General features: G+C 59.0%; 11 protein-coding genes. 5 read left to right on the top strand and 6 right to left on the bottom strand.

The annotated features are described in order from the left end of the window. The first annotated feature begins 21 nt into the window (after window positions 1-21). Window positions 22-846, top strand: coding sequence for an NADPH-dependent 7-cyano-7-deazaguanine reductase QueF (queF, locus tag MWU49_RS09655; RefSeq protein ID WP_246971245.1), 825 nt, complete (start codon window positions 22-24; stop codon window positions 844-846). 63 nt (window positions 847-909) lie between these two features. Then, entirely contained in the window at window positions 910-1,296 is a 387-nt protein-coding gene (locus MWU49_RS09650; RefSeq protein ID WP_246971243.1) for a DUF4870 domain-containing protein, read from the top strand. 151 nt (window positions 1,297-1,447) lie between these two features. On the opposite strand, the gene MWU49_RS09645 is transcribed toward MWU49_RS09650, so the two are convergent. From MWU49_RS09645 to MWU49_RS09630, 4 genes are all read right to left on the bottom strand, one after another. After that, window positions 1,448-2,923, bottom strand: a complete 1,476-nt coding sequence (locus MWU49_RS09645; protein WP_246971241.1) for an AbgT family transporter — start codon at window positions 2,921-2,923, stop codon at window positions 1,448-1,450. 420 nt (window positions 2,924-3,343) lie between these two features. Continuing rightward, window positions 3,344-4,672, bottom strand: coding sequence for a Na+/H+ antiporter NhaC family protein (locus tag MWU49_RS09640; protein ID WP_246971239.1), 1,329 nt, complete (start codon window positions 4,670-4,672; stop codon window positions 3,344-3,346). 203 nt (window positions 4,673-4,875) lie between these two features. Next, window positions 4,876-5,376 (bottom strand): FxsA family protein, encoded by a 501-nt coding sequence (locus tag MWU49_RS09635; RefSeq protein ID WP_246971238.1) that lies wholly within the window; start codon window positions 5,374-5,376, stop codon window positions 4,876-4,878. A 192-nt stretch (window positions 5,377-5,568) separates the two neighbouring features. Continuing rightward, the gene (locus tag MWU49_RS09630) at window positions 5,569-6,474 is read right to left on the bottom strand and encodes a LysR substrate-binding domain-containing protein (protein ID WP_246971236.1); all 906 of its coding nucleotides are present in this window, start codon (window positions 6,472-6,474) and stop codon (window positions 5,569-5,571) included. A 99-nt stretch (window positions 6,475-6,573) separates the two neighbouring features. On the opposite strand from MWU49_RS09630, the gene MWU49_RS09625 reads away from it, so the two are divergent. Further along, window positions 6,574-7,527, top strand: a complete 954-nt coding sequence (locus MWU49_RS09625) for a sterol desaturase (RefSeq protein WP_246971234.1) — start codon at window positions 6,574-6,576, stop codon at window positions 7,525-7,527. Window positions 7,528-7,977: 450 nt separating this feature from the next. Here the strand turns inward: MWU49_RS09625 and MWU49_RS09620 are convergent, their stop codons facing one another. Continuing rightward, a complete protein-coding gene (locus MWU49_RS09620) occupies window positions 7,978-9,396 on the bottom strand; it encodes a 3-oxoacyl-ACP reductase (protein ID WP_246971232.1) in 1,419 nt (472 codons plus the stop codon). Window positions 9,397-9,724: 328 nt separating this feature from the next. Here MWU49_RS09620 and MWU49_RS09615 point away from each other — a divergent pair, with 328 nt between their 5' ends. After that, entirely contained in the window at window positions 9,725-11,011 is a 1,287-nt protein-coding gene (locus tag MWU49_RS09615; RefSeq protein ID WP_246971229.1) for an acetyl-CoA C-acetyltransferase, read from the top strand. 152 nt (window positions 11,012-11,163) lie between these two features. On the opposite strand, the gene MWU49_RS09610 is transcribed toward MWU49_RS09615, so the two are convergent. Next, on the bottom strand, window positions 11,164-12,282 hold the full coding sequence (locus tag MWU49_RS09610) for a LuxR C-terminal-related transcriptional regulator (protein ID WP_246971226.1): 1,119 nt from the start codon (window positions 12,280-12,282) through the stop codon (window positions 11,164-11,166). Window positions 12,283-12,544: 262 nt separating this feature from the next. Between MWU49_RS09610 and MWU49_RS09605 the strand changes: the two genes are divergently transcribed. Continuing rightward, window positions 12,545-13,558 carry an alpha/beta hydrolase gene (locus MWU49_RS09605; RefSeq protein ID WP_246971223.1) on the top strand — a complete coding sequence of 338 codons (1,014 nt, stop codon included), beginning with the start codon at window positions 12,545-12,547 and terminating at the stop codon, window positions 13,556-13,558. Window positions 13,559-13,704: the final 146 nt, after the last annotated feature.

Genomic DNA, 13,704 nt, shown 5'->3' with positions numbered 1-13,704 from the left:
GGCTTTGCCCGGGGAGAGAGCATGAGTTACTTGAAAGACACCCCGCTGGGACGCTCCAGCGATTATGTGGACGAGTACACCCCGGCCCTGTTGTGTCCGGTGCCGCGTTGGGATGCCCGGGAATCGCTGGATCTGGAAAGCACAGACCTGCCATTCCACGGTACCGACATCTGGAATGCCTACGAACTTTCCTGGCTGACCGAAAAGGGCAAGCCGGTGGTGGCCATGTGCGAGCTGCGTATTCCCTGCACCACGCCGAACATTGTCGAATCCAAGTCCCTCAAGCTGTACCTGAATTCCTTTGCCAATACCCGCTTTGCCAGCCGGGATGAAGTGCGCGCCTTGATTGAGAAGGATGTGGCCCAGATTGTGGGTGCCGGCATTGAGGTGTTGCTGTATTCCCTGGAAGACGCGGCAACGATGCCGTTGTGGGAAGACAAGGGCCAGTGCGTCGACAAGATCGATCTGAACTTCGAGCACTACAATTACAATCCGGACCTGTTGTTGTGCGACCAGGGCCCCGAGCAGACCGGGCAGCTATATTCCCATCTGCTGCGCAGCCACTGCCCGGTGACCAACCAGCCGGATTGGGCCACGGTGGTGGTGCGTTACACCGGCCGTGCCATCAGCCCGGCAAGTTTCCTGCGTTACGTGGTTTCCCTGCGTAATCACCAGGGCTTCCATGAACAGATCATCGAACAGATGTTTGTGGATCTGATGGCGCAATGTTCCCCGCGCCACCTGACGGTCTACGGTCGCTTTACCCGCCGTGGCGGCATCGACATTAATCCATTCCGTTCCAACAGTGAGCAGGCATTGCCAAATCGGAGAACTGTGCGGCAGTGATTTATGTGCAGCCTTGTTTATAATGCGGCCTGATATCCTCCGTCATTTAACAAGGAAAGCATCATGACTGATATGGAACAGACACAGGCCGATACAGAGCAGCAGGCAGGGCCCAGCAAGGAAGAGCGTAGCCAGGCCATGGCTTGCCACCTGTTGGCCCTGATTGGCTTCATTATCCCCTTCGGTAACCTGATCGGTCCGTTGGTGATGTGGATCGTCAAGAAGGACGAAAGCAGCTTTGTGGATGATCAGGGCAAGGAAGCGGTGAACTTCAATATCACCATGCTCATCGCCTTCTTTGTCAGCTTCCTGCTCACCTTCGTAGTGATCGGTGCCATCCTGATGCCGATCCTGGCGATCTTCTGGCTGGTGATTACCATCATCGCCGGCCTGAAAGCCAACGACGGTGTGGCCTACCGCTACCCGTTTACGCTGCGGTTGATTAACTGATAGCTGCAAGCCGCAAGCTACAAGCTAAAAACCGCGCCTCCAAGGTGCGGTTTTTTATTGCAAGGGCGTTGCAGCGCGAAGCCTGGAGGCACAGGCTTCGCGCAAATCTTTCTTCGTGTTGCAGCTTGAAGCTTGTAGCTTGTGCCTGTCTTCACGGTCCCAGCGGCCAGCCAAACCCGATCCACACTCCCAGCAACACCGACCACCCCACTAATAACGTCAGGCTGTACGGCAGCATCATGGCCATCAGTGTGCCGATGCCGGTGTCTGGCTGGTAACGGCGGGCGAAACCCAGTACCAGCACGAAGTAGGGCATCAGTGGGGTGATGATATTGGTACTGGAATCCCCCACTCGATAAGCCGCCTGGGTGGCTTCCGGATCAATGCCGATCAGCATCAGCATGGGTACGAAGATCGGCGCCAGGATCGACCATTTTGCCGAGGCGCTGCCGATCATCAGGTTAATGGATGCTGCCAACAGGACGAACAGAAGCAGCAGCGCCACCTTGGGAATCGACAGGCTGCCGAGCCAGGCGGCGCCTTCCACCGCCAGCAGCAGGCCCAGCTGGCTGTAGTTGAACCAGGCGACAAACTGCGCGGCAAAGAACATCAGCACCAGATAGCCGGCCATGGAGGCCATGGTGGTTTCCATGGCGGTGATAATGTCGCCGGCATTGCGGAACTGTCCGCTCACTCGTCCGTAAACGGCGCCACATATCCCGGCCACCAGTGCCACTATCACTACCAGGCCATGAATAAAGGGCGAGCCGAGTACGCTGCCCGTTTCCGGATGGCGCAGCGGGGCGCCGGCTGGAATCACCAGCAGGGCGATGGCGATCAATAGCGCCACCAGGCTCACCAGTGTCCAGCGTATCGCACTGGCATCGCTGGTCGGGGCTTCAACGGGCACCGCTTCGCCCGCTGCCTGCCCGACCAGACGGGGTTCAGTGAAGCGCAGTGTCACTGCACTGACTAATGCGGTGACGAGGAAGGTAGAGGCAATGATAAACCAGTAGTTGTCCGTTGCTTCCACGGTACGGGCAGGATCTACCAGCGCCACAGCCTCAGTTGTCAGGCCGGCCAGCGTGGCGTCTACCGGCCCCACCAGCAGGTTGGCACTGAAGCCGCCCGACACCGCCGCAAAGGCGGTGGCGATGCCCGCCAGAGGAGAGCGCCCGGCCAGCTGAAACACCAACCCCGCCAAGGGGATCAGCACCACATAACCTGCATCCACGGTCATGCTGGAGAGCACTCCGGCAAAGGCCACGGTAATCACCAGCATCTTGCCCGACGCCTTTTTCACCAGCCCGGCCAGGCTCACCGACAGCAAGCCGGATTGCTCAGCTACACCCAGACCGAGCATAGCCACCAGCACCACCCCCAGCGGGGCAAAACCGGTGAAGTTGCCGACCAGTGAAGTAAACAGATAGCGAATGCCATCTCCGTCCACCAGCGAGCGAACTGCCACGGTGTTATCAGTAATAGGGTGGGAGGTGGTTAGCCCAAGTCCCTGCAACAACGCTGTCAGGGGCAGCAGCAGCAAGCAGAGCCAGACGAATAACAATGTCGGATGCGGCAACCGATTGCCCAGCGCTTCCAGCCGGGCAAGAAAAGTGTGTCGGGCCATGGCGAGTCCTTGTGAAAAAAGCTTCAAGCAACAAGCCACAAGCTACAACGCGGGAAGAAGTTTGTCTTGTCGGGATCGCGGGCAGGTTAACGATGACCTGTGTTAATGCTGTAGGAGCGCCGCTTGAGGCGCGAACCGTGCGAAGCACGGAATCGACCGAAGAGAGATCAGGTATTTCCAGGGCTGACAGGTTTTTAAAGAATGATCTCCCTTCGGTCGCCTCGCTGCGCTCGGTTCGTCCCTCAAGTGGAACGCCTACAGCGTCACTGAAGGCAGGTTTGCGCTATTACCGCAGAGCTGACAGGAGGCAGGGAGTAAACCCGTTGTTCTCCTCAGTGAGCTCTGTGCCCTCTGTGGTAAATCCGCTTTTGAATTTGGGCTTTAAGCGTGCTGCATGTTGCGTGAAGCGTGCAGCGTTTATCAAAGCCACATCGCTGCGAGCCAGCCCGCTGCCATCAACGGCAGGTTGTAGTGAATAAACGTCGGAATCACCGTATCGCGAATATGATCGTGCTGGCCGTCGGCATTCAGGCCAGCGGTGGGGCCCAGGGTGGAATCGGATGCCGGGGAGCCGGCGTCGCCCAGGGCGGCAGCACTGCCGACCAGGGCGGCGGTGGCCAGTGGCGAAAAGCCCAATGCCATGCACAGCGGGACGTACAGGGTGGTGATGATCGGGATGGTGGAAAAGGATGAGCCGATGCCGAGTGTCACAAACAGGCCCAGTACCAGCAGCAGTGCTGCGGCAATCGGCGGGCTCTGCAAGCCGCTGGTGACGGCTTCCACCAATGCCGGCACCTGCCCGCCGGCCTGTACCACGGAGGCATAACCATTGGCGGCGATCATGATAAAGCCGATCAGCGACATCATTTTCACGCCCTGGGTAAAGGCATCCTGGGATTCCTTCCATGGCACCACGCCGCCAGCGGTGAACACCAGAAAGCCCACCAGGGCGCCGAGGATAATGGAATCGCTGTATAGCTGCAGGATCAGGGCTGCCGCCAGTGCCAGGCAGGCAACGATCACATTGCGGGTCGAGAGCGGGGCATGCTGCTCTTCTCCGGGTAGCTGCACAGGCTGGTAATCACGGGGGTTTCGGTAACGGATAAAGGCCAGTATCAATCCCACCACCATGCCGGCTGCCGGCAGCAGCATGGCCATGGGCAGCTCTGCCTTGTCGAGTGGCAGGCCGGCTTTTGCCATGCTCGGGCCCAGCTGGGTGTGCAGGAAGATGCTGCCAAACCCTACCGGCAGCACCATGTAAGGGGTGATCAGCCCAAACGTCAGCACACAGGCTGCCAGTCGGCGATCCAGACGTAGCTGGTGCATGACTTCCAGCAGTGGCGGCACCAGGATCGGAATAAAGGCGATATGAATGGGCACCAGGTTCTGGCTCATGATTGCCGCTACCAGCAATACGCTTAGCACCAGGGTGCGGATACGGCGCAGCTGTGCAGGCTCGGGCGTGCCGCCAAGTCGCACGATAATTCGTCCGGCCAGCCACTCGGTAATCCCGGAACGGGCAATGGCGACGGCGAACGCGCCGAGCAGCGCATAGCTCAACGCGATATTGGCACCGCCCCCCAGACCGTCGCTGAAGGCCGCCAGGGTGGCAGACAGGTCCAGACCACTGCCAATTCCCGCCACCAGCGCCGCACATAGAAGCGCCAGCACTACATTCATCCGCGCAAGGCTAAGCCCCATGAGCAACAGCACGGACCAGACAACGGGATTGAGCAGAGTGAGGGTCATGGGGCCTCCTGGGAGAATCGACCAGCCAGCCGGAGCTGGAGGAGGCGCAGTCTAGCAGGGACAGCGAGCGCTTCCTAACCCGTCAGATGAATGGTGCGGGGAAGCAATGCGGAGGCGAGTTTCGATCCACGAGTCACGAACAGCAAGTATTCGTGGTTTTCGGTCTTGGCGTGATACCTGTTGCGTGAAGCGTGAAGCGGCCTTTATCTATCCTCACGGCGCGACTCACCGTCAATGGTCACATGGCCATCGTTGCGGTCCACCGGCTGCTGGAACGGATTGCCACCGCCGGTACGGGTGTAACTGGTGTAGGTGAAGCCTCCGCCTTGCATGGTGGTGAAACTTTGCAGGGTGCCTTTCTCGATCACCTTGCGCGCCATTAGCCGGCGGGAAGTGGGCAGCAGCAGGGCGAAGCCCACCGCATCGGTGATGAAGCCCGGGGTAATCAGCAGGGCACCGCCGAGAAGCAGCATGATGCCTTCCACCATTTCCTGGCCTGGCATCTCCCCTTGCTGCATCTTCTGGTTGAGACGGATCCAGGTTTCCAGCCCCTGGCTGCGGAACAAGTAGCTGCCCAGCAGGGCGGTGGCCACGGTGGCGACGATGGTAATCGGCCAGCCGATCAGCCCGGCGACCTTGGCCAGTACCAGCACTTCCAATAGCGCAAAACCAAAGATGAAGAAGAAAATACGGCCAAAACTCATGAGCAGTCCTGTGGGGTAGGTATTTCGGAGATGGTGATGGTAAGACACCGATTCAAGTGCTGGGTTCAGTTGTACGCTGGATGCCCGACGTTTGATGGTAACAACCTGTGGGAGCGTGCCTGCACGCGAATGCCTCACCTGTGACAACCGACCTTTCGCGTGCAGGCACGCTCCCTCAGTGGGAATCGATAATCAAAGTGCTTTCAGCGTGGCGCTAAGCTGTTCGCGAAGCCATTGGTGGGCCGGGTCCTGATCCAGCGCCGGAGACCAGAGCTGGTAGATGGGCACCGGCGGCACGGCTACCGGGAAGGGCAGCACCTGAACCTGCAGGGCGCCGGCATATTGCTCGGCCAGCCGTCGCGGGGCGGTGGCAATCATGTCCGAGCCCGCGGTGGCGGCCAGCATGCTGACAAAATGGGTAACCCTGGCGCCGGTGCGCCGCTGCCACCCGGGGGAATCCAGAATCTGATCCAGTGGCAGGCGCCGGTTGCGGTCCGGCAGCACCACGTGCTCGGCCTTGAGGAACTGGGCCTTGCTGCAGCGCCCCTTGATCGTGGGGTGTCCCTGTCGGGCCACGACCATCAGCTCTTCATCCAGCAGGACTTCGCGCATGAGCCGGTCGTCATCAGGAATGAAGGCGTCCACAGCGATGTCTGCCCGGGCCTTGTGCAGGTCGTCGGCCATGGTGTCGCCGGAGGGCACGATCTCCAGTAACACATCCGGGGCCTGTTGCCGGATACGAGCCAGTAACGGTGGCAGGACCACCATTTCAAAGTAATCCACGCTGATGATGCGAAAATGCCGCTGGCTGGTGGCCGGGTCGAAGCGATTACCTGGATCCAGGGCTTCGCGCAGGGCATTGAGTTGCGGTGCCAGCTGCTCGTGCAGCTCGCGGGCCCGGGGCGTGGGCTCCATCCCCTGGCGGGTACGCACGAACAACTCGTCCGCAAAGGTATGCCGCAGGCGCTGCAGGGCGGCGCTGATGGCGGGTTGGCTCATGCCCAGTTGCTCTGCGGCGCGGGATAACTGGCCGGCGTCCATGATGGCCGCAAAGACCGGCAGCAGATTCAGGTCGATACTGCGTAAGTTCAGCTTCATGGATATTACTTATATCAAATATCAATTTGGAAAGATAATACGGCCTGTTTATGTTCGAAGGGTGCGCAGCAACAAAATAACAATATCTGGAGAGCAACAATGGACAAGCAACTCACCTTGCTGGTGACGGCGTTTATCGTCATCTCAGCTATCTGGGAAATCATCAGCGGGCGTACCCGCAACGGTCACAAGACCAACCAGGACTGGAAGGTCGCCTTCCTCGCTACTTTCATGATGATCGTGGTGCAGCGTCCGTTACTGCTGCTCGTGATCACCCTTGTCCTGAGTACCCTGTTTCCGGGTAGTGCAGGTTCTCTGGCCTGGCTGGAAGAGCAGTATTTCTGGCCGACGATCATCGCGTTCTTCTGTATCGAAGAATTCCTGCATGGCTCCTTCCATCTGTTCGCCCATAGTCGCCGGCCCAATAACAAGGTGCTGCAGTGGATTCAGGCGGTCTACAAGATGAGTCATCGTCCCCATCACCTTGCCGGTGGCCAGGACAACAAGGGGCAGCTGTCTGTCACCCAGACCTTCGTGAATGGCTGGGCCTGGTGGTTCATCATGCCGAACTTCATGTTCCAGCTGGTGTGTCTGTATCTGGGGCTGGTTGAAGTGTTCCTGTTCTCGAATGCTTTCAAGGGCCTGTGGGCCGCCCAGACCCATGTGAACTGGAACTGGGACCTGTACTTCCTGAATCACCGTTGGGCCTGGGTACGCAAGACCATGTGGTGTCTGGCGCATATCATCACCTTCCCGACCCAGCATCATCAGCACCACGCCCGTGGTCCGAACTCTGCCAAGAACGTGACTGCTACCCTGGCGATTTACGACTGGCTGATCTTCCGCACCCTGGCCATCGAAACCAGCAAGCCGGAGATCTATGGCTGGCGTCAGAACGATGACGAAGCCAACAGCGTGTTGAAGCGTTACTTCTACTGGGACATCCGTGACTTCATGCCCGGTGGTGCCGCCAAGGCCAAAGCCCGTGCCGCAGCAAAGGCCGCCAAAAAAGCCGAGAAGATGGAACAGAAAAAGGCCCCCGAAGCAGCCTGACCGAACACCCAAGTGTGTGCCAACGTCCACCTCGGGAGAGCGTGCGACATTCATGACCCCGCCGGGTAACCGGCGGGGTCTTTTTTGGCCGCTCTGCGGCCGCAACATGCTTCACGCAACAGGCAACACGCAAACCCGGGAAAACCACCTTGGCCAATCCGGACCCGTCCCTTTCCCGTTAATCCGTGATCAACCTTTTTGCGAAGCCGCTGTGGGAGCGTGCCTGCACGCGAATTACCCCAGGCCCTGGAGTCTCGGATTTCGCGTGCAAGCACGCTCCCACACAACAGCTCCACCGGTTTTGCCTCAAGCATGTTGCGTGAGGCGTGTTGCGTGCAGCGGCCGCGGAGCGGCAACAAAAGAGCCGCACCTTGCGGCGCGGCTCTTTTGTCGATCGTGTGGCACAGGCTTCAAACCGCGTTGCAGCTTGAAGCTTGTAGCTTGAGGCTGTTACGCCCCCAACAGCATCTGACCACACACACGCACAACGTTGCCGGTCAGACCCTGGGAGGCCGGGCTGGCGAAGAAGGCGATGGTTTCGGCCACGTCCACCGGCTGACCGCCCTGGCTCATGGCGTTCATGCGACGGCCCGCTTCACGGATAGTGAAGGGGATGGCTGCGGTCATCTGGGTTTCGATGAAGCCCGGTGCCACGGCATTGATGGTGATGCCCTTCTCGGCGTACTCGTCCTTGAAGGCGTCGATCATGCCGATCACGGCGGCCTTGGAGGCGCCGTAGTTGGTCTGGCCCAGGTTACCGGCGATACCGGCAATGGAGCTGATGGAGATGATGCTGCCGCCCTGGTTGATGGCGCCATCGGCCAGCAGTTTTTCATTGATGCGCAGCTGGCTGGCGATGTTGATGTCGATCACCATGTCCCAGAACTTCTCCGGCATGTTGCCGAGCATCTTGTCACGGGTGACACCTGCGTTGTGTACGATCACGTCGAAACCACCGATTTCCTTGCCCTTGGCGGCAATGGCGTCGGGTGCCTCGGGGGCGGTGATGTCCAGCTCCAGGGTGTCGCCACCGATCTGGGCCGCTACCTTGCTCAGGTCTTCCGCCATGGGCGGAATGTCCAGCACGGTCACGGTGGCGCCGTCACGGGCCAGCACTTCAGCGATGGCTGCGCCGATACCGCGGGAGCCACCGGTGACCAGGGCTTTCTTGCCGGCCAGCGGCTTGTCCCAGTCGAACTTGGCGGCCTTGAAGCCGGACTCGGTCACACGCACTACCTGGGCAGATACATAAGCTGACTTGGGGGACAGGAAGAAGTGCAGGGGAGAAGCCAGCTGGGCTTCGGCACCTTCATCCACATACACCAGCTGCACAGTGGCGCCTTTCTTGATTTCCTTGCCCACAGAACGGGTGAAACCTTCCAGCGCGCGCTGGGCAACACGGGTGGCGCCAGCCTGCTTTTCCGGGGTGCGGCCGATCACCACAACACGGGCGCATTTTTCCAGCTTGCGGATCACCGGGTGGAAGAACTCCCACAGGGCTTTCAGCTCGTCCGGGTTCTGGATGCCGGTGGCATCAAATACCAGACCCTTGAATTTGGCATCGTCTTCGCGGGTGGCGGTGTAGTTTTCCGCATCCACACCGGCCTTGCCGGCTTTCTTCTGCAGTTCGGTGGCGGTGCCGGTGTTGGCCAGCACGCTCAGCTTGGCTTCCGGTGCCGCTTTCAGGGTGGACAGAATGGTTTCCACACCGGTGGAGCCATTGGCGGCACCGACCAGAACGCGGCCCTTGATAAAGGAGGCCTGACCCGGCTGCCAGCGGTCCAGAATGACCGGAATAGGGAGATTGACTGCGCCAAACAGCGCCTTGCCCATGGGAGAATTCGCAATCGCCTGATAGGTATCGCTCATGATCCTGTCCTTCGCCATCGTGAGATGAATGTGTCTGGTTAACCTTATGCCAACCAGAACGGGTTTAAAGGGGTGCCAGAGAAAGTCGGTGAAAAATCAGTCTTCTTTCGTAGGGCCAAAAAACAAGCCCTGTCGCACACTGGCGCGTATTGAATCACTGCAATGTTGCCGGTGTATTGACCGGCCCCCGGGTTCAAACAGTCGTTTGAGCCAATGAGGCATGGACGCTGGGGAGTAGACTGCGCCCTAAGTAGTGAATACCCGTGGTCGCGCTGGCCACTGTCGCCACCTTCTGGTGGCTGCCCTGATTCTGTTAGAGGACATAGTTATGCTGGCAGGTAAAGCCGTACGCAAGGTTGCCATTATTGGCGGTAACCGTATTCCGTTTGCCCGTTCCAACACTGCCTACATTGATACCAGCAACCAGGAAATGCTGACTGCTGCCATCGATGGTCTGGTGGATCGTTTCAAGCTGCACGGTCAGAAGATCGATGAAGTGGCGGCCGGTGCGGTAATGAAGCACGCCCGTGACTTCAACCTGGTGCGCGAGTCCGTTCTGGGTTCCAAGCTGGCTCCGGAAACCCCGGCCTACGATCTGCAGCAGGCCTGTGGTACTGGTCTGGAAGCCGCTATCCTGGTCGCCAACAAGATCGCCCTTGGCCAGATCGACTGCGCCATCGCTGGCGGTGTGGATACCACCTCTGACGCTCCTCTGGGCGTGAACGAGGACGCCCGCAAGGTATTCATGGCGTTGAACCGTGCCAAGACCAACGGCGAGCGTGCCAAGCTGGGACTGAAGCTGCTGAACCCGAAATCCCTGATGCCCGATATCCCCAAGAACGGCGAGCCGCGCACCGGCCTGGCCATGGGTGACCACCAGGCCATCACTGCCAAAGAGTGGGCGATTCCCCGCGAAGAGCAGGACGAGCTGGCATGGAAATCCCACCAGAACCTGGCCAAGTCCTATGAAGACGGCTGGCAGGATGACCTGATCACCCCGTTCAAGGGCCTGACCCGCGACAACAACATGCGCGGTGATTCCACCCTGGAAAAACTGGCGACTCTGAAGCCCTGCTTCGGCGGCCCGGACGGCACCATGACCCCGGCCAACTCTACCCCTCTGACCGACGGTGCCTCAGCGGTACTGCTGGCGTCTGAAGAGTGGGCCAAAGAGCGTGGTCTGCCGGTACTGGCCTACATGACCCTGGGTGAAGCCGCTGCTGTGGATTTCATCGGCAAGAAAGAAGGTTTGCTGATGGCGCCGGCATACGGTGTGCCGAGCATGCTGGACAAGGCCGGCATCACCCTGCAGGACTTCGATTTCTACGAAATCCACGAAGCCTTCGCTTCCCAGGTTCTGTCTACCCTGAAGATGTGGGAAGACGAGAAGTTCTGTAAGGAAACCCTGGGCCGCAAAGAGGTTCTGGGCAGCATCGATCGCAGCAAGCTGAACGTGAAAGGCTCTTCCCTGGCAGCCGGTCACCCGTTCGCTGCCACCGGTGGCCGTATCATCGCCAACGCCGCCAAGCTGCTGAACGAAAAAGGCTCCGGCCGTGCACTGATCTCCGTGTGTGCTGCTGGTGGTCAGGGTGTGGTAGCGATTCTCGAGAAGTAATCGTTCCCCGCTCAAAAAAAACCGGCCTTCGAGGCCGGTTTTTTTTTGGCCGCTGCGCGGCCGCCGGATGCTGGATGCCTGATGCCCGACGCTGAAGAATCTGCCTTCGTCAGGCGTCAGGCGTCAGGCATCCAGCATCCGGCGTCATACATTCAATTCACCTGCGCGCTGGACAGCAGTACCCGAATCACGTCCTGTTGTTTGTTGACCCCCATCTTGGAATAGATGCTTTTCAGCTGGGAGCGCACTGTGTCCACGGACACGTTGTTCTGCTCGCAGATCTGGTTGGGGTTGAGGCCGTTGGTCAGGGCGATAGCCACTTGGGCTTCCTTTGGGGTCATGCCATACAGGGACTGGATCGCAGAGGCCGGCAGGTTCAGTGCGGAGTCCGGGTCTGACAGATAGAGTGCCACGCTGCCTGGTTGTTGCGGAACAATATTCTGCTCTGTAGCCAGGGGTGACAGGATCACATTCATGTTCATTTCCCGATCCGGGTGATGCACGCCAAGCGCTTCCGTTCTGGCCTTGATGTCCTGGCTGTCGACATTCCGTTGTTTGTTGATCAGGGTCTGCAGGCGGTGGTCCTCATCGGGGTAGTGGGCACTGGGCCTGCCATTTTTCAGGATGAGCCCGCCGTGGTTGGCCATAAGGGTTTCTGCCACCGGGTTCTGGTAGCTGACGCGTCCATCGGGACCAAGAATGATCAGACCCATCATGAAACGGGACAGCGCCTCATGCAGACTCTGTTGCCGGGTGCGAAGTCGGTGGAACTCACGGTGAATGCGCAGCGCACGATTGAAGTGGGGATACAGCAGGGTCAGGGTCTTGCAGTCCTGTTCAGAGAACGGGGGCGCAGAGAATGAACGATGCAGGCCAATGCCCACATGCCATTCTTCATCGTTGTAGATGTTGATGGCAGAAATGTAGCCAATGTCATTGGGTTTCAGAATCAAACGGTAATAAAACGGGTGGTCCTTGCGAACTCGCTCTGCCTCGGTGACTTGAGAGGCTTCGCCTACGGGCATGCGGCTCTGGATCTTGAACGTATGGTCGTATTTTCCCATGCCAAAGCGATAGGAGGTGCGTACCGCTGCGGGCAATCCGTAGGCGCCAATCATGCTGCGGGTATTGCTGGAGTGGTCTTCGATGAAAATCGCGCCTGACTTGGCCTGCATGAAACGGCTGCAAAGCTGTTCCATCACATGGTCCCAGTGATCCGGCTTGTAAGAGGCTTCATAGATTTCCCCCACGAAATCCAGCAAGGCTTCCATTGTGATGTTCCCCCTCAGAGTATCTGACGTACTGCCTTCACGTTGCGGGCAAACTGTAATCTGCAATTCCTATGCTTGTATCCCCCAAACAGGTGATGCCCCCCAATACGCTGACTATAGTGAGTCACGTTCATTATGCCAATTGCATCACATTCCGAATCCTGTCCGGTACCGTCAAGCGGATGGATGGCATCTGCTGCAGAAGGAACTTTCCGGCGCTGTGTCGTTCTCAGCCTTGAGTACCGGAATCACTGGAGATGACATGCCTGCCCTGAGAATAAATGCCCTGGTGCTGTTGTTCAGCCTGTTTTTCTGCTCGCCGTTGCTGGCTGCCCCCACGGCGCTGGATGCTCGATTGAGCGAATACCCGTATCCGTATGCCGTGAGTGAGTTTGAGCTTGATGAGCAACAGCAATCATTGAAAATGGCATACATGGACGTGCGGTCCGAGTCGGCCAATGGCGAGACCGTGCTGTTACTGCATGGCAAGAACTTCTCCGGTGCCTACTGGAAAGACACCATTGCGGCGTTGAGTGAATCCGGCTATCGGGTGGTGGTGCCCGACCAGATCGGTTTCGGCAAGTCCTCCAAGCCGCAAGCGTTTCAGTATTCCTTCCATACCCTGGCGGACCAGACCCGGCAGCTGCTGGATCACCTGAAGGTGGACAAGGTATCGGTGGTGGGGCACTCCATGGGCGGCATGCTGGCCACCCGTTTTGCCCTGATGTTTCCCGGGCGTACCGCGTCACTGGCGCTGGTGAACCCGATCGGTCTTGAAGACTGGCAGCAGAAAGGCGTGCCCTGGCAATCCGTGGATGACTGGTACAAGAGCGATCTTGGCAAGACCCCGGAACAGGTAAAGGCCTACATGACCACAAGCTATTTCGATGGCCAGTGGAAGCCGGCCTATGATCCGCTGCTGGAGTTGCAGCAGGGCTGGATCCGCGGTCCGGACTACCCGCGGATTGCCTGGAACTCGGCCCTGGCCTACGACATGATTTTCAGCCAGCCGGTGGTGCACGAGTTTGATCGCTTGGCCATGCCCACGCTGCTGATCATTGGCACCCGGGATCGTACCGCCCTGGGCCGCAACCGGGCGCCGGCCGGGCTGCGAGAAAAACTGGGCCAGTATGGCGAGCTGGGCGAACAGGCCGCCGCCCGCATCCCGAATGCGACGCTGGTGGAACTGGATGATATTGGTCATGTGCCGCAGTTCGAAGCGTTCGAGGATTACATTGAAGCACTGAAAGATTTTCTGGCGTCAACCACCCGCTAACCCGGCGCAGCGGGAGGCGCTCCGGGTCCTTGGCCCCGACCCGGCTGTAGGAGCCTGCCTGCAGGCGATCCGAGCCTGGGCGAGGTAATGAGTTTCGAGTCACGAGAAGCGAGTTGCGAAAAGCAAAATCTCAAATCTCGTGCCTG

Origin of the sequence: Alcanivorax sp. S6407, assembly GCF_023016115.1 — a bacterium.
In the GTDB taxonomy this organism is placed as follows: Bacteria; Pseudomonadota; Gammaproteobacteria; order Pseudomonadales; family Alcanivoracaceae; genus Alcanivorax.
The sequence above is the reverse complement of the archived record's forward strand: the minus strand, read 5'-3'. Positions and strand labels throughout refer to the sequence as shown.

Coding starts and splice junctions, on each gene's coding strand:
- queF (WP_246971245.1), top strand. CDS start 22: ATGAGTTACTTGAAAGACACCCCGCTGGGACGCTCCAGCGATTATGTG.
- MWU49_RS09650 (WP_246971243.1), top strand. CDS start 910: ATGACTGATATGGAACAGACACAGGCCGATACAGAGCAGCAGGCAGGG.
- MWU49_RS09645 (WP_246971241.1), bottom strand. CDS start 2,923: ATGGCCCGACACACTTTTCTTGCCCGGCTGGAAGCGCTGGGCAATCGG.
- MWU49_RS09640 (WP_246971239.1), bottom strand. CDS start 4,672: ATGACCCTCACTCTGCTCAATCCCGTTGTCTGGTCCGTGCTGTTGCTC.
- MWU49_RS09635 (WP_246971238.1), bottom strand. CDS start 5,376: ATGAGTTTTGGCCGTATTTTCTTCTTCATCTTTGGTTTTGCGCTATTG.
- MWU49_RS09630 (WP_246971236.1), bottom strand. CDS start 6,474: ATGAAGCTGAACTTACGCAGTATCGACCTGAATCTGCTGCCGGTCTTT.
- MWU49_RS09625 (WP_246971234.1), top strand. CDS start 6,574: ATGGACAAGCAACTCACCTTGCTGGTGACGGCGTTTATCGTCATCTCA.
- MWU49_RS09620 (WP_246971232.1), bottom strand. CDS start 9,396: ATGAGCGATACCTATCAGGCGATTGCGAATTCTCCCATGGGCAAGGCG.
- MWU49_RS09615 (WP_246971229.1), top strand. CDS start 9,725: ATGCTGGCAGGTAAAGCCGTACGCAAGGTTGCCATTATTGGCGGTAAC.
- MWU49_RS09610 (WP_246971226.1), bottom strand. CDS start 12,282: ATGGAAGCCTTGCTGGATTTCGTGGGGGAAATCTATGAAGCCTCTTAC.
- MWU49_RS09605 (WP_246971223.1), top strand. CDS start 12,545: ATGCCTGCCCTGAGAATAAATGCCCTGGTGCTGTTGTTCAGCCTGTTT.